A 17801-nucleotide genomic window follows, 5' to 3' on the forward strand; every position below is an offset into this window, starting at 1 on the left:
CGGGTCGGTCCACACCGTATCCGCCGATTACGGCTAGTGACGCCACCCTGAAGCGGATTGTGGAATTTCCGGTTGATTTCTAGAGTGTTCGAGCACGCCGCAGCCCCTACCCCCAGGGACACCGGATGCCTGACTCGTGGCCGTTCGCCGGGCTTCTGTCGCCAGCGGTCGCTGGCAACACCCGGACAAGCGAGCTTGCCGTGCGCGAAGAGATCCCAGATGACGTGCGTACGCTGGTGTTGCGGGCGAAGACCGGCGACACGGAAGCCTTTGGCACGCTCTATGACCGCTACGTCGATCTTGTCTACCGCTACATCTACTTCCGCGTGGGCTCCCACCCCCTGGCCGAGGACCTCACCTCAGAGACATTCTTACGTGCCCTCCGTCGTGTGGCCGACTTCACCTGGCAGGGCCGCGACTTCGGCGCCTGGCTGGTGACGATCGCCCGCAACCTCGTCACCGACCACTTCAAGTCCGGGCGCTACCGCCTGGAGATCACTACCGGCGAGGTGCTCGACGTACCGCTCGACGGGGCTTACATCCCGGAGAACGCGGTGGTCACGGCCATCATCAACGACCGCGTCCTGCGCGCCGTCCGAGACCTCAATCCCGAGCAGCAGGAGTGCGTGGTCCTGCGCTTCCTGCACGGCCTGTCTCTCGCGGAGACCGCGTTGATCATGGGGAAGAAGAGTGGAGCGATCAAAGCCCTGCAGTTCCGTGCGATCCGGGCGCTGGCCAGGGCTCTCAAACACGACCTCGCGTAACCTCCGCCCGCGGCGCCTCGTTAGGCAGGTGTCACACCGGACGGGGGCCACAGGGAGCAGGCATGGGTAGGGCGCGACCTCGCCGATGGCCGTTCGGAGCCGCGCAAGGGTCGCACGAGCGGCTTCTCGGCCAGCTTGACGAGCTGCGCAGGCTGCCTCAGGGCGGCGGGCCGGACGGCGACTTCCGCGAGCGGCTGAGAACACGGCTGATCTCGGCCGAGGCCGAAGCTGAAGCCGAAGCCGCCGCGATCGCCGTGCCCGAGGCTCAGGCGCCGCCTGGCAGGGCTCGGCACGCCAGGCGTACCAGGAGGGTGCGGTTGTCGTGGCCGTCGCAGCTCGCGACGCTCGGCCTGGCCGCGGGCATGATGATGTCGGCCTTCTTCACCTACCAGTCGGTGCCCGGCGACACGCTTTACCCGCTCAAGCGGGCCGCGGAGCACACGCTGGTACGTCTCAGCACCGACGACAGGGAGCGGGCCGAGCGCGAGATGGTCTCGGCCAAGGAACGCGCCGCCGAGGTGGCCGCGCTGCTCGGCGGCTCCGGCGACGGGCCCCTCGTCTCGGCTACTCTGAGTGACATGGCCGAATCCACGAAATCGGCCATCAAGCGGATGGAGCGGGTCGAGCCGCGCTCCCCCAAGGTCAACAGTTTCGCCCAGGACCAGCGCGACATGGTCGAGCCCATGCTGGAGCAGCTCAACGGCCCCGAGCAGGACCAGGCGAATACCTATTTGCACTACATCGAAGGCCTTGCGGTGCCTAGGTAAGCTGCTGTGCATGAGGCGGCTACTTCGACGACGACACGAGACAGAAGCCCAGGTCGCCGGCGAGGTCGCCGCCGCGGCGGCGGTCGTGACGCAACCTGCCGACCCCGACCCCGAGGCCGCCGCGTTCTTCGACGTCGACAACACGATGATGCGTGGCGCCTCCATCTACCACTTCGCCAGGGGCCTGGCCACGCGCGGTCTGTTCACCACCTCCGACCTGCTGAAGTTCGCGGTCGGGCAGGCCGCGTTCCGGCTGCGCGGCAACGAGAACCCCGAGCACATCGCGGTCGCCCGCGAGACCGCGCTGGCCTTCGTCGCCGGCAGCAAGGTCGACGACGTCGTACGGCTCGGCGAGGAGATCTACGACGAGGTCATGGCCGACCGCATCTGGGCGGGCACCAGGGCACTGGCACAGTCGCACCTGGACACCGGCCAGCGGGTCTGGCTGGTGACCGCCACTCCGGTCGAGCTGGCCCACGTGATCGCCCAGCGCCTCGGCCTCACCGGCGCGCTCGGCACGGTCTCCGAGACCCGCGACGGCGTCTACACCGGCCACCTGGTGGGCGACCTGCTGCACGGCCCGGCCAAGGCGGAGGCGGTGCGCGCGCTGGCCCGCAGGGAAGGGCTCGACCTGACCCGCTGCACCGCCTACAGCGACTCGGCCAACGACCTGCCGCTGCTGTCGCTGGTCGGGCAGGCGGTGGCCATCAACCCCGACTCCGAGCTGCGCGAGCACGCCAGGAAGCACGGCTGGCCGATCAAGGACTTCCGCACCGGCAGGAAGGCCACGATGGCCGCGCTGCCGATAGCGGCGGGCCTGGGCGCCGTCGCCGGCGGCATCGCGGCCGGGATCGCGCTACGCCGCCACTACCGGTCCAAGTGAGCGCCGGATCAGCGCCTTGAGCGCGGCGTTGACCAGTTCGGGACGTTCCAGCCCCAGCATGTGACCGGCGCCGGGCGCGACCACCAGCGTGGCGTCCGGCAGCGCGGCGGCGATCCTGCGGGCGTGCGCGGGCGTGGTGAGCCGGTCGCGCTCGCCGACCATGACCAGCGTCTCGACCCGGCTCAGCGCCTGGAGGGCGGCGAGCTTGTCGTGCGCCAGGATGGCGTGGAAGTAGCCGACCATGACCTCGGTGGGCGTCGCGGCGACCATCTTGTTGATGAAGCGCACGTGGTGGCCGCGCGCCTTCGGCCCGAAGGCGGCCAGCCGGGTGACGGGCCAGTTGGTCCCGGCGCGCAGGAGCGCCGGGCTGGCGTCGATGAGCGCCGCCCTGGCCTTCAGCCGGTTCAGCAGCACGGGGGCCGTCCTGCCGGCGAGCCCCTCGGCCAGCCTTCCCGACGAGGTGCTGATGAGCGCCACGGCGACGACCCGGTCGCCGAACAGCTCGGGCCGCCGGGCGGCCAGCCCCATGATGGTCATGCCGCCCATGGAGTGGCCGACCAGGACGATCGGCAGGCCCGGCGGGACCGCCGCGTCGATCACGGCCTCCAGGTCGGCGGCGAGCCGTTCTATCGAGCAGGGTCCTGCCGGGCCGGCCGTGGAGGCCCCGTGCCCGCGCTGGTCGTAGCCGACCAGCATGGCCTCATCGGGGAGGACCTCCCGCTGGTAGTGCCAGCTGTGCCGGTTGAGCACCCAGCCGTGGGCGAAGACCACGGCGTAGGCGGGCGTGCCGGACTCCCTGACGTCGACGTCGATGACGGCGCCGTCGTCCGTCTCGACGGGCAGCCGGCGGCCGTGCTGGCCGCCGAGCGTCTCGCTGGACCTCTTCCGGGCGACGAGTCCCACGGCGACGCCGAGGAGCAGCCCGGTCACGAGCACCTTGTACCGCATGCCCGCGACTATAGGACTTTTTGTCTAATAAGACTATCGGAGCTTCGCGAAGAGCTCCTTGGCCTCGGGTTGCTTCCAGACGAGCCGGTTGGGGTCGTCGGGCGCGGGCGCCCAGGGCACGGTCACGAACACCGGCTTGCTCTTCCGCAGGCTGGTGGCCAGCTGGTACATCTCCTCCACGTTCAGGTCCGTCGTGGTCGCCGCCGTCACCGCGCCCAGGAACTCGCGGAACCCGGCCGGGTTGGTCACCAGCGCGGTCTTCGCCTTCGCCAGCATCGCGTAGAGCAGGCTCTGCTGCCGCTTGATGCGCTGAACGTCGGAGCCGTCGCCCGTGTGGCGCAGCCGGAAGTAGCCGAGCGCCTTCTCGCCGTCGAGTGTGCTGCGGCCGCCGGGCAGGCTCAGCTTCGCCTTCGGGTCCTCGATGGGCTGCTTGATCGTCACCTCGACGCCGCCGAGGGCGTCAACGACCTTCTTGAATCCCGAAAAATCAACTTCCGCGTAGTGGTCGACGCGGACGCCGGTCAGCTTTTCCAGCGTCTTGACCAGGCATTCGACGCCGCCCGTGGTGTAGGCGGCATTGATCATGTCGCGGCGCGCGGGCGAACCCTCGCACGCGGCGATCTGCACGAGCGAGTCACGCGGCACGCTCACCACCGTCGGCTTGCCCCGGTCGGCAGGCAGGTGCACGAGCGCGATCGTGTCGGCCCGCGCCTTGGACCCCTGCCGCGCCTCCCGCGGGCCGTAATCCTCGTTCCCCGGGCCTTCGCGGGTGTCGGAGCCGATGAGCAGGATGTTCCGGACGCCGGAGACGTTCACCGGACGGTCCCCCGACCCCATCGGCAGCGCCCGGTCCCGGTTGCTCAGCAGCAGCGTGGGCACCGCGACGGCCAGCGCGGTCGCGACGGCCACCGCGCCCATCATCGCCCAGCCGGCACGTCCGCGCCGCCTGGGCGCTGTCCCCATGTACCTGCGCCGCTGGCGGACCAGCGTGGCGGGCGGCTCCTGCTCCAGCTCCCTGCCGAAGTCGCGGAGCAACTTCAGATCGTCCATCGTCACTCCTCCTCGATCATCGGGTTGGTGTCGCCCAGGGCCGCGCGTACCTTCCGCCTGCCCCGGTTGAGGCGGGAGCGCACGGTGCCGATCGGGATGTCGAGCGCCCGTGCGACCTCGTCGTAGGTCAGATCGCCCCACGCGATGAGCAGAAGGACGTCGCGGTCCTTCGCCGGCAGTTTGGCCAGGGCCGCGGCCAGCTCGGGCCTGGCGGCCTGCGCGCTGACCCCGGCCGCCACGCGGTCGGCCGGGGACTCCACGTCGCCGTCGAGCGGCGCGCGCCGCATCGCGCGGTAGCGGGCCGCCTCACTGCGGTGGTGGCGGGAGATGAGCTTGGTCAGGATTCCGAACAGCCAGGGCCGGGCGTCGGAGTAGCCCGTGTCGTAGCTCCTCCGGCGGGAGAAGGCCACCAGAAACGTCTCGCCCACCAGGTCCTCGGCGGGCTCGGGGCCCAGCCGCTTCACGACGTACCTGTAGAGCATGCCGGAGTAGCGGTCGAACAGCTCGGCGAACGCCTCCGGATCGGTCCAGGACGCGCTGACGAGCTCTGCGTCAGCGGCCCTGGTGGCGGGTTGCGTGATCATCTCCGCCCTTCTGTGGGGAATCAGTCAGGGATGTCTTGCCGCAACCCGCCCATCAGGTTCACAGCTCCTTGAGGAAGCCTCCGTCGATCACGAAGTCGGCGCCGGTCGTGCTCGCGGAGCGCGGCGAGACCAGCAGCGCGACGGCGTCGGCGATCTCCTGCGGCTCCACCAGGCGTCCGGTGGCCAGCCGCATCATCTCAGGCGCGGTCCGCTCGATGACGGTCGCGGTGTCGCCGCCGGTCACCCCGGCCAGCACCTCGGCCGCGCCGCCCTCCTTGGTCCACCAGGCGGTCAGGGTCGGGCCGGGCGAGACGGTGTTGACCCGGATGCCCCGCTGGCCGTACTCCTCGGACAGGGCCTTGCCCACCGAGTTCAGCGCCGCCTTGGCGGCGTTGTAGTCGACGTTCATCGGCGCGGGCTGCCGCGCGCCGCCCGAGGAGACGTTGACGATCGAGCCGCCGCCGCGCTCCAGCATCAGAGGTACGGCCGCGCGCATCGCCCGCACCGCCGAGTAGAGGTTGAACTCGAACATCGCCCGCCAGTCGTCGTCCCCGGGCGTGAGGAAGCCGAAGCGCGGCAGGGTCACGCCGGGCGGCGGCCCTCCGGCGTTGTTGACCAGGATGTCGAGCCCGCCGAACCGCTCGGCGGCGGTGGCGATCACGTGCGCGGGCGCCTGCGGATCCATCAGGTCAACGGGCACGTGCACGACCTCGGGCGGAAGCTCGGAGGTGCGGGTGCGCGAGGCCGCCACGACGTGGGCGCCCTCCTCGGCGAGGGTGCGGGCGACGGCCAGGCCGATGCCCTTGGAAGCGCCGGTGACAACGGCCACACGGCCGGAAAGCTGCAGGTCCACGAGGGTTCCTTTCTTGGATTACGCCTCGTGAACACCCGCCGGGCAGGATCGGTTGCAGCCTTCTCAGACGAAGGCGTGGCCTCTTCTCAGCCGCAGCTCGTTGAGCATCTGCTGGATGACCTCGCGCACGTGGTCGGTGAGGTTGAACACGAGCATCGGGTCGTCGGCCGCGCCCGGCTCGTACTCGTCGGTGCGGATGGGCTCGCCGAACCCGATCATCCACTTGGACGGCAGCGGCAGCAGCCCCAGCGGCCCCAGCCACGGGAAGAGCGGGGTGATCGGCAGGTACGGCAGGCCGAGCGCCCTGGCCAGCGTCTTCATGTCGCCGAGCTTGGGATAGATCTCCTCGGCGCCCACGATCGCGGTGGGCACGATCGGCACCCCGGCCCGGATCGCGGAGGCGACGAAGCCGCCCCGGCCGAAGCGCTGGAGCTTGTAACGGTCGGCGTACGGCTTGCCGAGCCCCTTGTAGCCCTCGGGGAAGACCCCGACCAGCTCGCCCTTGCGCAGCATCCGGTCGGCGTCCTCGCGGCAGGCCAGCGTGTGGCCGGACTTGCGCGACAGGTGGCCGAGCACCGGGAGCTGGTAGACGAGGTCGGCGCCGAGCAGCCGCAGCGCCCGCCCGGCCTCGTCGTGCAGCGCGACCTGGGTCATGAGCGCGTCGACGGGCAGCGTGCCGGAGTGGTTGGCCACGACGAGGGCGCCGCCGTCCTCGGGGACGTTCTTGACGCCGACGGTCTCCACCCGGAACCAGTGGTGGTAGATCGGCCGCAGGAGTTCGAGCAGGACCTTGTCGGTCAGCTCGGGGTCGTAGCCGAACTCGTCGACCTCGTATTCGCCGTTGAGACGCCGGCGCAGGAAGGCCAGGATCTCGGCCGCCCGATCGGGCTCGCTCATGTCAGCACGGCTCCAAGCCCGCGGGAGTGGAGGAAGTCGTCGAAGGCCGCCGCGGTGGTGAACTTCGGCTTCCAGCCGAGCTCGGCGGCGAGCTTGGCGGGGTCGACGGCCCTGCCGTGGCTCATCAGCCGGAGTTGCTCGGGTGAGAACTCGACCAGCCCGGCGCTCCTGGCCATCTCGCCCAGCACGCGGAAGGCGGGTGAGGGCAGCGGCAGCGAGAACCGGCCGGCGCGGCGTACGCACTGTGAGAGCAGAAGCACGCCTGCCCCGGCCACGTTGTACGTGCCGGGGTGGTCTTCTGTGGCCATCCGCCGCAGCACCTCGACCGCGTCGTCCTCATGGATGAACTGCAGCCGAGGGTCGAAGCCGAACACCGTCGGCAGAACCGGCTGGGCGAAATAGCGGGTTACCGGCGAGTCGACGCCGGGACCCATGAAATTGGCGAAACGCAGCATGGAGACGGTCACGTCGGGACGCCGGCGGGCGAACCCGCGCACGTAGCCCTCGACCTCGGCCGCGTCCTTGGCATAGCCGTGGCCGGGGCCGTCGTGCGGCTCCACGTCCTCGTCGAACACCGCCGGATCCTTGGGCGACGAGCCGTAGACCGCGGTGGTGGAACGGACCACCACGCGGCGCACGGTCGCCGACCGCTGGCAGGCACCGAGCAGTTGCATGGTGCCGATGACGTTGTGCTCTTTCATCAGTGCCCGGCCCGTGCTCCGCGAAGGAGCGCTGACCAGGCTCATGTGCACAACGGTGTCGATGTCCGCGGCCGCGATCACCTGGGCGATGTCGGGGCTGCGCAGATCCACCCGGACGAACTCCGTCCGGCCGAGGGAGCCGCCGCCGTCTCGCGTCAGCGAGGGCAGCGGTGGCGACGAGGGCGGAACGGTGTCGACTCCGATGACGCGGCTGATGTCCGGGTCGGTCGCCAGGACGCTCGCCACCCGGGCGCCGATGTGGCGCGAGACCCCGGTGACGAGCACGGTGCGGGTCATCAGCGCCTCACAGCTGCGTCTACTACTTCTTGTTACGCCGCTGGATGCGCGTCTTCTTGAGCAGCTTGCGGTGCTTCTTCTTGGCCATCCGCTTGCGGCGCTTCTTGATCACAGAGCCCACGGGACCCCCAGTTAACTGATAGCAAGTCTGAATCGACGTGCGAGCGCACGCCGGCTCACAGACTACCGGCGATCGGTGGTAGATCGCCCCTCGGGGGTGGGAGCCCGGCCGCGTTCGTGCGACCGGGCCATGTCCCACGGCGTGTATTCACGGCGTGAGTACGAACGCGCCGCTACTCCAACTCTCATCCGGCCTCGATGTAGGCCTCTCGCAGATAGTCGTGTACCGCCTGCTCAGGCACCCTGAACGAGCGGCCGACGCGAATGGCCGGCAGTTCGCCCGAGTGCACCAGCCGGTACACCGTCATCTTGGACACTCGCATGACCGTGGCCACTTCTGCCACCGTCAGGAACTTCACCTCGCTGAGAGGTCTTTCGCCTGCACCCATCGGACGCCTCTTCCGCACGTGTTTCCGGGTTATCCCCACTGGTGCCATTGCTCACGCACGTCTACTGCCGTCAGCGTAAGTCGGGACTCCGAGTGCGCAAACCCCCTATTTTCTCAGTTCGCGGAGCCATCTGTCAGCCGAACCAGCAAACTCGCTGGCCAGCAGCCGGGCAGAGCACCTCGCCAGGACGTTGGAACTGTCCAACTTCGTACACATAAGAGTCGCCCCAGGCCCATCAAAAGTTGGCAAAGGGACGACGAGCCTCTTGGAATGCAGGCGCGAAAAGACGGTATGGGGATGACCGAATTCGACTCAAAGGGCTCGTGAGACCCGTGTGACCAGATGGTCCGTCAACGGTGTGTAATAGCGCGGAAGCACGTTGTCATCGAGCGGGACGACCACGTCGATCTTGCCCTCGGCCTCGCCCACGAACAGCGCGGGGTCGTTGCTGTCGGCGAAGCCCACGGTCGGGATGCCCGCCTCTCCCGCCGCGCCGGCCCATCCGTGGTCGGCGACGACGAGGTCGGGGCGCTCCTCGCCCATCTCCGCGATCATCGCGACCATCGGCGCCGGGTCGTGGCTGTGCACGAACCCGCCGCGGTCGTCGAGCATCGCGACGTCCTGCAGGTAGCGGATCTTGCGCTTGCGGCCGAAGCCCTGACCCCAGTAGGTCCAGCCCTCGGCGGGCGTCAGCAGCCGCGCGCCGCGCTCGACCGCGAACCGCGCCAGCGGCAGGTGTACGGCCAGCAGCCCCGTCGGATGCCCCGTGGCGAACAGCAGCCGGGGCGACGGCTTGGCCAGCGCGGCGGCGATCCGGTCGGCCATGGCGTCCAGGGCGTCGATCGTCCGCTCCGGATCGATGGTGTCCTGCCCGAACCGGTGCTTGACGTCGGCCACCACGCCCGCCGACTTGGCCATGAGCCCCAGGATGTCGCGGTAGGACCACGGCTGCGCGACGGTCAGGCCCAGCGTGTAGTGCGGGTCCCGGTTGGCCAGCGAACTGTAGTGGTCGAGGTTGTTCTCACGAGGGGTCGCGACGTCACCGGCGATGCGCGTGCGAACCAGGTGCTCGCGGAGTTCGTCGCGGGTCTGCACAGCTCTCCTAGGGCAGCGGGTCGATGCCGTGCAGAGGGAACACCGCGTTACGCGTCGCCATGATCGCACGGTCGATGGGATCCGCAGGATCATAACCACCGGAAAGGTCACGAAATTCCGGGTTTCGGCCGTCCGTCATGGTCAACGGGGGTGTCTCACCGGTGCGCTCGCGGACGAAACGCTGCCAGGACTCGGGGGTTTTGGTGGCCGGGTCGACCGGGCTGCCCGACGCCTCGGCCATCAGGTGCGTCCAGGCCCTGGGCACCACCTGGACCAGTTCGTAGCCGCCGCCGCCGGTCGCGATCCACTTGCCGCCCGCCGTCTCGTGCGCCAGCCGGTGCAGGGCCGCGTACGCCGTGCGCTGGCCGTCCAGGCTGAGCATCAGGTTGGCCAGCGGGTCCAGGGCGTGGCTGTCGCAGCCGTGCTGGGTCACCAGGATCTCCGGGCGGAACTCGCGCAGCAGCGGCGGCACCACGGCGTCGAAGGCGCGCAGCCACCCGGCGTCGCCGCAGCCGGCCGGCAGCGCCACGTTCACCGCGCTGCCCTCGGCGCCGGTCTCCTCCGGCCAGCCCGTGCCGGGGAACAAGGTGCGGGGGCTCTCGTGCAGGCTGATCGTCAGGACCCTCGGGTCGTCGTAGAACATCGCCTGCACGCCGTCGCCGTGATGCACGTCAACATCGACGTAGGCGATCTTCGATACGCCCTTGGACAGCAGCCAGGCGATCGCCACGGCCGGGTCGTTGTAGACGCAGAAGCCGCTGGCCGTGGCCGCCATGGCGTGGTGCAGGCCGCCGGCGACGTTGACGGCGTGCTCCGCCGTACCGTCGAAGACCGCGCGGGCGGCGGCCAGGGTCGCGCCGGCGATCAGCGCGGAGGCCTCGTGCACGCCCGCGAAGGCCGGATTGTCCGAGGTGCCCAGCCCGGCGGACACGTCGGGCTCGCCCGCGACCGAGACGCGCTTGACCGCCTCGATGTAGCCGCGTTTGTGCACCAGCGCCAGCTCGTCGTCGGTGGCCGGGGCGCAGCCAGCGAGCTCGACCCGCTCCAGCACGCCGAGGTCGCGGGCGAGCGCCATCGTCAGCTCGACCCTGACGGGCGCGAGCGGATGATCAGGGCCGAAGTCGTAGGAGGTCAGGGCATCGTCCCAGATCACCCTCGCCGCACCAGACATGAGTCTCCCTCCTAGCCTTTCGCCGACGTTACCGCAGGCGCACGCCACCGCCCATCGTCATGATCTGGAAATCGCGAGGTATCCTCCGCGGCATGCGCTTCCCCCGGCTGGTCCGCTTCGCGCGCAACCCCTGGGTGCGGGACATCGCGCTGGTCTCCCCGCTCGTGGTCGGCAGCCTGTTCGCGCTGGGGGTGGCGTACTCGATCCCGCAGGTCGACCGGGTCGCGCCGATGCTGCTGCTGGTCAGCTCCCTGCCGCTGATCTGGCGGCGGCGCCACCCCCTCACCGTGGCCGCGATCGTGATCGGGCTGGACGCCGCCGTCCCGATCCTCATCGCCTCCGACGTCCTTCTCGGGATCGCGTCGCTGATCGCGCTCTACTCCGTGGGCCGCCATCGCGCCGGCCGGAGCGTGCTGCTCACCGGGCTGGCCGCGAGCACGGCCTACGCGGTCACCGGCCTGCTCACCCAGTACAACCCCGCCGAGCCAGGCTCCGCCGTCGCGCCGGTCATCACCGGCTTCGCCGGCCCGTTCCTCGGCTTGGGCCTCGGCCAGTTCGTACGGCTGCGCCGCGAGCTGAAGGAGCGCAGGCAGCGGGAGATGCGCGACGAGGCGATCCACGGCGAGCGGCGCCGTATCGCCCGCGAGCTCCACGACGTCGTCGCCCACCACCTGAGCGTGATCAACGCGCTCGTCGGCGGCGCGCGCACCGTGCTGCCGCCCGAGCCGACCCCGGCCCGCGAGGCCCTGGAGGCAGCCGAACACAGCGCCCGCCAGGCGCTGTCGGAGATGCGCCAGCTGCTGCAGGTCCTGCGCGCCGACACCACCGACGGCCCGGACGCCGCCACAGGCGTGGGCGCCGCCGGCCTGCCCGAGCTGGTCAAACAGTCGGGCAACGCCTCGCTGCGGGTGGACGGCGAGCCGGTGACGCTGCCCACCGCCGTCGACCACGCGGTCTACCGGGTCGTCCAGGAGGCGCTCACCAACTCCCGCAAGCACGCCCCCGGCGCGCGGGCCGGCGTCCGGGTCGCCTACCTCAGCCGGGCCGTCGAGGTGGAGGTGCTCGACGACGGCTCGCCGGTCAGGACCGCGGGCGCCGGATCCGGGTTCGGACTGGGCGGTATGGCCGAACGTGTGGCACTGTGTGGCGGTCGTCTGGAGACGGGGCCCCGCGGGCGAGGCGGGTTCCGGGTGTACGCGCTGCTGCCGCTGGAGAACGCATGATCAGGGTGTTGCTGGTCGACGACCAGGCGCTCGTGCGCACGGGCTTCAAGCTCATGCTGAACGCACAGCCCGACATCGAGGTCGTCGCCGAGGCGGCCGACGGCCAGGAGGCGCTCGCGTGGAGCCGCGAGCTCAAGCCCGACGTCGTGCTCATGGACCTGCACATGCCCGTCATGGACGGCGTGACAGCCACCGGGCTGATCTCCGCCGAGCTCCCCGGGACGCGGGTGCTCGCGCTCAGCACCTTCGACCTCGACGAGAACGTCGTGGCCGCCCTCCGCGCCGGCGCCGGCGGCTTCCTGCCCAAGGACATCTCGCCCGAAGAGCTCGTCGAAGGCGTGCGCGTCGTCCACCGCGGCGAGTCCGCCGTCGCGCCCCGGCTGCTCACCCGGCTGATCGGCACGTTCGTCCGCGCCTCCCGTCCCCGCCCGGCGCCCGCCGCGCTGCCCGAGCTGACCGACCGCGAACGCGAGGTGCTCGTGCTCATCGCCAAGGGCCGCTCCAACACCGAGATCGCCGACCGGCTGAACGTCTCGCCGTCCACGATCAAGAACCATGTGACGAGCCTGTTCGGCAAGACGGGGGTACGCGACCGGGCGCAGGCCGTCATCCTCGCCTACGAAGCGGGCCTGGTCAGCCCCGGGGAGTAGGACCAGGCTCCTACCTCACGCCGAGACGAACGGTCCTCCGGCAGGACGCCCCCCGCCGATCTCCCCGGCACCCTTGAATCCATGACCTCCATCAAGGCCACGGGCCTGACCAAACGTTATGGGCAGACCACCGCGGTCTCCGGCCTGTCGTTCACCGTGGAGCCCGGCCAGGTGACCGGCTTCCTCGGTCCGAACGGGGCCGGCAAATCGACCACGATGCGCATGATCCTCGGGCTCGACCATCCCAGCGGGGGCTCCGTGGTGGTGGACGGCGTGCCGTACCAACAGCTCAAGCACCCGCTCCGCAAGATCGGCGCGCTCCTCGACGCCAAGGCCGTGCACGGCGGGCGCAGCGCGCGCAACCACCTGCTGGCCATCGCCCAGAGCAACGGCCTGCCCGCCTCGCGGGTCGAGCAGGTCCTGGAGAGCGTCGGGCTCAGCCAGGTGGCCAAGCGGCGGATCGGCGGGTTCTCGCTGGGCATGTCCCAGCGGCTCGGCATCGCCGCCGCGCTGCTCGGCGACCCGGAGATCCTGCTGTTCGACGAACCGGTCAACGGGCTCGACCCGGACGGCATCCTGTGGATCCGTACCTTCATGCGCAAACTGGCCGCGGAAGGCCGCACGGTCTTCGTCTCCAGCCACCTGATGAGCGAGATGGCCCAGACGGCCGACCACCTCATCGTGATCGGCAAGGGCGAGCTGATCGCCGACACCAGCGTGGCCGACTTCATCGGCAGCAGCTCCCAGGGCTTCGTCAAGGTACGCTCGCCGCGCCTGGCCGAGGTCGCCCAGCTGCTCCAGGTGGGCGAACTCCACCACGACCACCTGCGGGTGACCGGCATGCAGCCCCTGGAGATCGGCACGCTCACCGCCCGCGCCGGACTGCCGCTCGAAGAGCTCACCTTCGTCCAGCCCACGCTGGAGGCGGCCTACATGGAGCTGACCAAGGACAGCCTGGAATACACCTCATGATCGACGTGATGCGCTCCGAATGGACCAAGCTGCGCTCGCTGCGCTCCACGGTCTGGACGCTGGTCGCGGCCTTCCTGATGATGGTCGGCCTCGGCGCGCTCATCGCCTGGGGCGCCGTGTCCAACGCCTCGGCCGGCGCCACCGGCTCCGCGGCGCAGGCGGTGATGATCGCGCTGGTCGCGCTGCCGTTCGGCGCGATCGCGATGGCTACCTTGGGGGTGCTGGTCATCTCCGGCGAATACCGCACCGGGATGATCAGGACGTCGCTGCAGGCCGTACCGCAACGCCTGACTTTCCTGTACGGCAAAGCCGTCGTCTTCACCATCGCCGCACTGGTCGTGGGGCTGGTGACCGCCTACGCCGCCTTCTTCGTCAGCCAGGGCGTGCTGTCCATCAAGGACCTTCACACCTCGATCACCGCCCCGGAAGTGCTGCGAGCGGTAACCGGCGCCGGCCTGTACTTGGCGGCCAGCGGCCTGTTCGGCCTGGCCCTGGGCTCCCTGATCCGCCACACCCCCGGCGCCATCGTCGCGGTCATCACGCTCACCCTGGTCCTGCCCCAGCTCACCAGCCTGCTGCCGGGAAGGGTCGGGGAGATCGTCACCCAGCACTTCACCTCCAACGCCGGCCTCCAGCTCACCATGGTCGAACCCCGAGCCGCCGGACTGGCCCCATGGACCGGCTTCGCGGTGTACCTGATCTGGGTGGCCGTCATCCTGCTGGCCGGCACCGCCCTCCTCCGCCGCCGCGACGCCTAGCGCCCACCCCCCGGCCGGACAGCGCGAGCGCGGCGTGAGGGCAGCGGTCCCACACCCATGAGCGGGCGGACCAACCCACGCGTGTAGCCCGCGCAAGCAGGGCGAGCGGAGCAGCCGGGGCGTGAGGGCAGTGGGGCGACAGCTGTGGGTGAGCGGCGGGGACAGGGGTGGGCGGCCGTCTCGGGGCGGTGGGGTGTGTGGGTGGGTTACTCGGCGCGCAGGGCTACTACGGGGTCGAGTTTGCCGGCTCGGCGGGCCGGGGCGACGCCGAAGAAGACGCCTACCGCGGCCGAGACGCCGAAGGCCAGTGCCACCGACCACCACGTTATGGAGGCGGGGACGGGGGTGAAGGTGGCTATGGCCAGGGCGCCGCCCACGCCCAGGGCTATGCCGATCAGGCCGCCTATCGTGGTCAGGAGGACCGCTTCGATCAGGAACTGGCGCAGGATGTCGCCCTGCCGGGCGCCCAGTGCCTTGCGGAGGCCGATTTCTCGGGTACGTTCGCGGACGCTCACCAGCATGATGTTGGACACGCCCACCCCGCCCACCAGGAGTGAGATGCCGGCGATGGCCGCCAGCACTCCGGTGAGCATGCTGATCACCGTGCCGATGGTGCCCAGGAGCTGGGTCTGGGTCACCGCCGAGAAGTGCTCTCCCGGGTAGCGGTCCACCAGCGCGTCCACGACCTTCTGCTGCAGCGGCTCGATCTCGTCGGGGCCGCTGGCGCCGACCGCCATGCCGTTGATGCGGGGGATGCCGAGCAGGCGTTGCGCGGTGGTGACCGGCATGTGGATTTCCTGGTCTCTGGCCACTCCGAAGGCGGAGCCGAGCTGGGCGTACACGCCTACCACGCGGAAGCGGGCGCCGGAGATCGAGACCTGGCGGCCGATCGGGTCGATGTCGCCGAAGAGCTTGTTCGCCACCTCTGAGCCCAGGACCGTGACGCGGCGGCGGGTGTCGACGTCGGTTTCGCTGAGGTAGCGGCCTTTGTCCAGGGGGCGGGCGAAGATCTTGGGCAGGTTCTCGTCGGTGCCGACGATGGTGGAGAACACCTCTGCCCTGCCCACGCGCACCGTCTCGCCGGACTGCAGCGACACGGTCACCTTGCCCGGATCGCCCACCACGCGGCGTACGTATGCCACGTCGGTCAGGTCCAACCGGCTCTGGGTGGGGGCGGCGCCTACGTTCAGGCGGCCGGGGACGATCAGGATGATGTTGCTGCCCAGGCCGGAGATCTCCCGCTCGACGGTGTCCTTCGCGCCGGTGCCCACGGAGACGAGGATCACGACCGAGAGCACACCGATGATCACGCCGAGCATGGTCAGCAGGCTGCGCATCCGGTTGACCCGCAGCGCCTCCAACGCCATCCCGAACGCCTCACGCGCCCTCACCGCCCCTCCTCCCTCGAACGGTCCCCGGTTTCAGAACCCCCGGTCCCGAAAGATGCACCTCTCTCGGAATGGTCGCGCTCGGAGTGGTCAACCTCGGGGCGATCGCGCTCAGGGTGGTCACCCTCAGGGCGGCCGCTCTCAGCATCGCCGCCCTCGGAGTGGGCGCGCTCGGGGTGGGTGGTGGGCTTGGGGTGGGCGCTCTTGGGATGCGGGTTGGTCTCGGGGTGGGGGGCTGGGGAGGGGGTGGAGGTGTCCAGTTCTATGAGGCCGTCTCGGACGTGGATCTGGCGGCGGGCGTGGGCGGCGATTTCGGGTTCGTGGGTGACGAGGACGATGGCGACTCCGCTGTCGGAGTTCAGGCGGTCGAGCATGGCCATGACTTCGGCCCCGTTGCGGGTGTCGAGGTTGCCGGTGGGCTCGTCGGCCAGCAATACCGTGGGCTCGCCTACCAAAGCTCTGGCGATGGCGACCCGCTGCTGTTCGCCGCCGGACATCTGGGACGGGCGGTGGTCGAGCCGGTGGGCCAGGCCGACGGCCTCCAGCGCGGCCCGTGCGCGTTCGCGCCGCTCCGCCTTGCCCATGCCCCGGTAGACCAGCGGCAGCGCCACGTTCTCCAACGCCGATGTCCTGGCCAGCAGATGGAACGACTGGAAGACGAAGCCGATGGTCCGGTTGCGCAGCTCGGCCAGCTCGGTGTCGGACAGGCCGGACATCTCCACGCCGTTCACGCGGAGCTGGCCGGACGAGGGCCGGTCGAGGCAGCCGAGCAGGTGCATGAGCGTCGACTTGCCGGAGCCCGACGGGCCGATGATGGCGGCGAACTCTCCCTGGTCGATCCGGAGCGTGACGCCGCGCAGCGCCTCGACGGACACGCCTTCGAGCTGGTAGCGCCGCGTGAGGTCGATGGCCTCCAACGCCGGGTCCGTCATGGCAGTTGCTGGCCCTGCCGTACGGAATCAGCGCCCTTCACCACCACGCGCTCGCCCACCGACAGCCCGCTCAGTACCTCGACCACGGCCTCGCCCTGGGCCCCGAGCTTGACCACGCGCCGCTGCGCCACACCGCCGGCGGCGGCCCACACGACGCTCTCGCGCCCGCTGCTGACGATCGCCGAGGCGGGCACCGAGACGGCCTCGGGCGACTCGCGGACGATGAGGCGGGCCACGGCGCTCATGCCCGGTTTGGGGGCGGGCGCCTTGGTGCCGTCGTCGAAGGTTCCGGCGCCCAGGCTGAGGCGTACGGGGTAGCTGACGCCGCCGGTGCTGGACTGCATGGGCGTGACGCCGATCCCGGCGACCCCGGCGGTGTAGGTGGCGCCGGGGACGGCGTCGAGTTCGACCTCGGCCTCGGCGTCCTCCTTCACGAGGAGGATGTCGGTCTCGTCGATGTCGGCGGAGATCGTGAGCTTGGAGATGTCGGTGACGGTGATGATCGAGTCGCCGGACGAGACGGGGACGCCGGTGGCGACGGCGGTCCCGGCGCCGTTGGAGGGCAGGTTCGGGAGTGGTTGCCCGCCGCCGGGCAGCTGGCTGAGCAGATCGCTCAGGCCGGGGGTGGCGGCGCCGCTCTCTCCCGAGGCGCGGCCCAGCGTGACGACGCCCGCGAACGGGGCCTTGATCGTGAGTGCCTTGACGGTCCCCTCGGCGGCCTTGACCGCGACCCTGGCCTGGGTCAGCGAGGCCGCCTGCAGCGAGGACATCGACGCGCTGAGGCCGCCGGCGGTCTGCGCGAGCACCTGGGAGATGCTCCGTCCGAGCTGCGCGGTGATGCCGGCCAGCGCCTTCGACTGGGCCCGGTACTGGGTGCGCGCCAGGTCCACGGCGGCGATCACCTGCTTGCGCGCCCGCGGGTCGTCGATCTTCCTGGCCTCGCGGGCGGCCTTGGTGAAGTGCGCGCCGACCTTGCGGTCGAGCGCGGAGGTGTCGAACGCGGCGAGCTGGATCCGCGGCATCCCGATCGACGGCGTGCGGGCCGGCTTGGCGGCCTTCTTGGCCTGCTTGAGCTGGTCCTCGGCCTGCGGGGAGCGGATCTTGGCCAGGATCTGGCCCTTCTTCACGTGGTCGCCGTCGCTGACGTACAGCTTGGCGACGGTGCCCTGCGCGGGCGAGCGCAGGGTGGCGGTGGCGCGCGCGCCGATCGTGGCCGGGGCCTCGACGACCTCGGTGACGGGCGCGCGTTTGACTTCCGCGAGCTGTACGGCGGGCGGCGCGTCAGCCGAACAGCCGGTCAGAGCGAGAAGGACGAGCAGCGGGGGTAATCCGCGACGGATCGTCACCCGGCCCATCGTA

General features: G+C 70.4%; 20 protein-coding genes. 7 read left to right on the forward strand and 13 right to left on the reverse strand.

The features are described from left to right. Nucleotides 1-125 precede the first annotated feature (125 nt). The 3 genes from HNR40_RS04910 to HNR40_RS04920 all read left to right on the forward strand — a co-directional run bounded on the left by HNR40_RS04910 (nucleotide 126) and on the right by HNR40_RS04920 (nucleotide 2414). Complete coding sequence (locus HNR40_RS04910; protein ID WP_184958651.1) at nucleotides 126-764, forward strand: sigma-70 family RNA polymerase sigma factor; 639 nt, start codon at nucleotides 126-128, stop codon at nucleotides 762-764. A gap of 62 nt (nucleotides 765-826) precedes the next feature. Beyond that, nucleotides 827-1531, forward strand: coding sequence for a DUF5667 domain-containing protein (locus HNR40_RS04915; RefSeq protein ID WP_184958653.1), 705 nt, complete (start codon nucleotides 827-829; stop codon nucleotides 1529-1531). 10 nt (nucleotides 1532-1541) lie between these two features. Continuing rightward, nucleotides 1542-2414, forward strand: coding sequence for an HAD family hydrolase (locus HNR40_RS04920; RefSeq protein WP_184958656.1), 873 nt, complete (start codon nucleotides 1542-1544; stop codon nucleotides 2412-2414). Here the strand turns inward: HNR40_RS04920 and HNR40_RS04925 are convergent. The 10 genes from HNR40_RS04925 to HNR40_RS04970 form a co-directional block, all read right to left on the reverse strand. Further along, a complete protein-coding gene (locus HNR40_RS04925) occupies nucleotides 2388-3362 on the reverse strand; it encodes an alpha/beta fold hydrolase (RefSeq protein ID WP_184958658.1) in 975 nt (324 codons plus the stop codon). The two genes, HNR40_RS04920 and HNR40_RS04925, sit on opposite strands and share 27 nt — an antisense overlap. Before the next feature lie 33 nt (nucleotides 3363-3395). Next, the gene (locus tag HNR40_RS04930) at nucleotides 3396-4412 is read right to left on the reverse strand and encodes an LCP family protein (protein WP_184958660.1); all 1017 of its coding nucleotides are present in this window, start codon (nucleotides 4410-4412) and stop codon (nucleotides 3396-3398) included. A 2-nt stretch (nucleotides 4413-4414) separates the two neighbouring features. Beyond that, complete coding sequence (locus tag HNR40_RS04935; protein ID WP_184958662.1) at nucleotides 4415-4996, reverse strand: RNA polymerase sigma factor; 582 nt, start codon at nucleotides 4994-4996, stop codon at nucleotides 4415-4417. A 58-nt stretch (nucleotides 4997-5054) separates the two neighbouring features. Beyond that, a complete protein-coding gene (locus HNR40_RS04940) occupies nucleotides 5055-5849 on the reverse strand; it encodes an SDR family NAD(P)-dependent oxidoreductase (protein WP_184958664.1) in 795 nt (264 codons plus the stop codon). Between the two features lie 63 nt (nucleotides 5850-5912). After that, nucleotides 5913-6746 (reverse strand): lysophospholipid acyltransferase family protein, encoded by an 834-nt coding sequence (locus tag HNR40_RS04945; RefSeq protein WP_184958666.1) that lies wholly within the window; start codon nucleotides 6744-6746, stop codon nucleotides 5913-5915. Continuing rightward, nucleotides 6743-7744 carry an NAD-dependent epimerase/dehydratase family protein gene (locus HNR40_RS04950; protein WP_184958668.1) on the reverse strand — a complete coding sequence of 334 codons (1002 nt, stop codon included), beginning with the start codon at nucleotides 7742-7744 and terminating at the stop codon, nucleotides 6743-6745. Before HNR40_RS04950 ends, HNR40_RS04945 begins: the two co-directional genes overlap by 4 nt. Before the next feature lie 22 nt (nucleotides 7745-7766). Then, nucleotides 7767-7865: a 30S ribosomal protein bS22 gene (locus HNR40_RS04955; protein WP_018654693.1), complete on the reverse strand. Its 99-nt coding sequence runs from the start codon at nucleotides 7863-7865 to the stop codon at nucleotides 7767-7769. A 184-nt stretch (nucleotides 7866-8049) separates the two neighbouring features. Next, the gene (locus HNR40_RS04960) at nucleotides 8050-8253 is read right to left on the reverse strand and encodes a helix-turn-helix domain-containing protein (RefSeq protein WP_026214222.1); all 204 of its coding nucleotides are present in this window, start codon (nucleotides 8251-8253) and stop codon (nucleotides 8050-8052) included. A 312-nt stretch (nucleotides 8254-8565) separates the two neighbouring features. Continuing rightward, the gene (locus tag HNR40_RS04965) at nucleotides 8566-9348 is read right to left on the reverse strand and encodes a phosphatase (protein ID WP_312896183.1); all 783 of its coding nucleotides are present in this window, start codon (nucleotides 9346-9348) and stop codon (nucleotides 8566-8568) included. Nucleotides 9349-9355: 7 nt separating this feature from the next. Next, a complete protein-coding gene (locus HNR40_RS04970; protein ID WP_184958671.1) occupies nucleotides 9356-10519 on the reverse strand; it encodes an acetoin utilization protein AcuC in 1164 nt (387 codons plus the stop codon). Nucleotides 10520-10611: 92 nt separating this feature from the next. On the opposite strand from HNR40_RS04970, the gene HNR40_RS04975 reads away from it, so the two are divergent. The 4 genes from HNR40_RS04975 (at nucleotide 10612) to HNR40_RS04990 (ending at nucleotide 14122) form a co-directional block, all read left to right on the forward strand. Beyond that, nucleotides 10612-11742 (forward strand): sensor histidine kinase, encoded by a 1131-nt coding sequence (locus tag HNR40_RS04975; protein WP_184958673.1) that lies wholly within the window; start codon nucleotides 10612-10614, stop codon nucleotides 11740-11742. Continuing rightward, nucleotides 11739-12392 (forward strand): response regulator, encoded by a 654-nt coding sequence (locus tag HNR40_RS04980; protein ID WP_184958675.1) that lies wholly within the window; start codon nucleotides 11739-11741, stop codon nucleotides 12390-12392. The genes HNR40_RS04975 and HNR40_RS04980 overlap by 4 nt, the downstream gene beginning before the upstream one ends. Nucleotides 12393-12473: 81 nt before the next feature. After that, the gene (locus HNR40_RS04985) at nucleotides 12474-13364 is read left to right on the forward strand and encodes an ABC transporter ATP-binding protein (protein ID WP_184958677.1); all 891 of its coding nucleotides are present in this window, start codon (nucleotides 12474-12476) and stop codon (nucleotides 13362-13364) included. Beyond that, a complete protein-coding gene (locus HNR40_RS04990; RefSeq protein ID WP_184958679.1) occupies nucleotides 13361-14122 on the forward strand; it encodes an ABC transporter permease in 762 nt (253 codons plus the stop codon). Before HNR40_RS04985 ends, HNR40_RS04990 begins: the two co-directional genes overlap by 4 nt. Nucleotides 14123-14328: 206 nt before the next feature. On the opposite strand, the gene HNR40_RS04995 is transcribed toward HNR40_RS04990, so the two are convergent. The 3 genes from HNR40_RS04995 to HNR40_RS05005 are packed head-to-tail and all read right to left on the reverse strand — an operon-like array spanning nucleotide 14329 to nucleotide 17788. Next, nucleotides 14329-15513 carry an ABC transporter permease gene (locus HNR40_RS04995; protein WP_184958680.1) on the reverse strand — a complete coding sequence of 395 codons (1185 nt, stop codon included), beginning with the start codon at nucleotides 15511-15513 and terminating at the stop codon, nucleotides 14329-14331. After that, nucleotides 15510-16442: an ABC transporter ATP-binding protein gene (locus HNR40_RS05000; protein ID WP_184958681.1), complete on the reverse strand. Its 933-nt coding sequence runs from the start codon at nucleotides 16440-16442 to the stop codon at nucleotides 15510-15512. The genes HNR40_RS04995 and HNR40_RS05000 overlap by 4 nt, the downstream gene beginning before the upstream one ends. Continuing rightward, nucleotides 16439-17788, reverse strand: a complete 1350-nt coding sequence (locus tag HNR40_RS05005) for an efflux RND transporter periplasmic adaptor subunit (protein WP_184958683.1) — start codon at nucleotides 17786-17788, stop codon at nucleotides 16439-16441. Before HNR40_RS05005 ends, HNR40_RS05000 begins: the two co-directional genes overlap by 4 nt. Between the last annotated feature and the right edge of the window lie 13 nt (nucleotides 17789-17801).

It is taken from the genome of Nonomuraea endophytica (assembly GCF_014203235.1).
In the GTDB taxonomy this organism is placed as follows: domain Bacteria; phylum Actinomycetota; class Actinomycetes; order Streptosporangiales; family Streptosporangiaceae; genus Nonomuraea; species Nonomuraea endophytica.

Bases quoted from the DNA above. Each gene is read 5' to 3' on its own strand.
- HNR40_RS04910 (WP_184958651.1), top strand. From the start codon at position 126: ATGCCTGACTCGTGGCCGTTCGCCGGGCTTCTGTCGCCAGCGGTCGCT.
- HNR40_RS04980 (WP_184958675.1), top strand. From the start codon at position 11,739: ATGATCAGGGTGTTGCTGGTCGACGACCAGGCGCTCGTGCGCACGGGC.
- HNR40_RS04990 (WP_184958679.1), top strand. From the start codon at position 13,361: ATGATCGACGTGATGCGCTCCGAATGGACCAAGCTGCGCTCGCTGCGC.
- HNR40_RS04985 (WP_184958677.1), top strand. From the start codon at position 12,474: ATGACCTCCATCAAGGCCACGGGCCTGACCAAACGTTATGGGCAGACC.
- HNR40_RS04970 (WP_184958671.1), bottom strand. From the start codon at position 10,519: ATGTCTGGTGCGGCGAGGGTGATCTGGGACGATGCCCTGACCTCCTAC.
- HNR40_RS04930 (WP_184958660.1), bottom strand. From the start codon at position 4,412: ATGGACGATCTGAAGTTGCTCCGCGACTTCGGCAGGGAGCTGGAGCAG.
- HNR40_RS04960 (WP_026214222.1), bottom strand. From the start codon at position 8,253: ATGGGTGCAGGCGAAAGACCTCTCAGCGAGGTGAAGTTCCTGACGGTG.
- HNR40_RS04945 (WP_184958666.1), bottom strand. From the start codon at position 6,746: ATGAGCGAGCCCGATCGGGCGGCCGAGATCCTGGCCTTCCTGCGCCGG.
- HNR40_RS04925 (WP_184958658.1), bottom strand. From the start codon at position 3,362: ATGCGGTACAAGGTGCTCGTGACCGGGCTGCTCCTCGGCGTCGCCGTG.
- HNR40_RS04950 (WP_184958668.1), bottom strand. From the start codon at position 7,744: ATGACCCGCACCGTGCTCGTCACCGGGGTCTCGCGCCACATCGGCGCC.
- HNR40_RS04975 (WP_184958673.1), top strand. From the start codon at position 10,612: ATGCGCTTCCCCCGGCTGGTCCGCTTCGCGCGCAACCCCTGGGTGCGG.
- HNR40_RS04935 (WP_184958662.1), bottom strand. From the start codon at position 4,996: ATGATCACGCAACCCGCCACCAGGGCCGCTGACGCAGAGCTCGTCAGC.
- HNR40_RS05000 (WP_184958681.1), bottom strand. From the start codon at position 16,442: ATGACGGACCCGGCGTTGGAGGCCATCGACCTCACGCGGCGCTACCAG.
- HNR40_RS04920 (WP_184958656.1), top strand. From the start codon at position 1,542: ATGAGGCGGCTACTTCGACGACGACACGAGACAGAAGCCCAGGTCGCC.
- HNR40_RS04915 (WP_184958653.1), top strand. From the start codon at position 827: ATGGGTAGGGCGCGACCTCGCCGATGGCCGTTCGGAGCCGCGCAAGGG.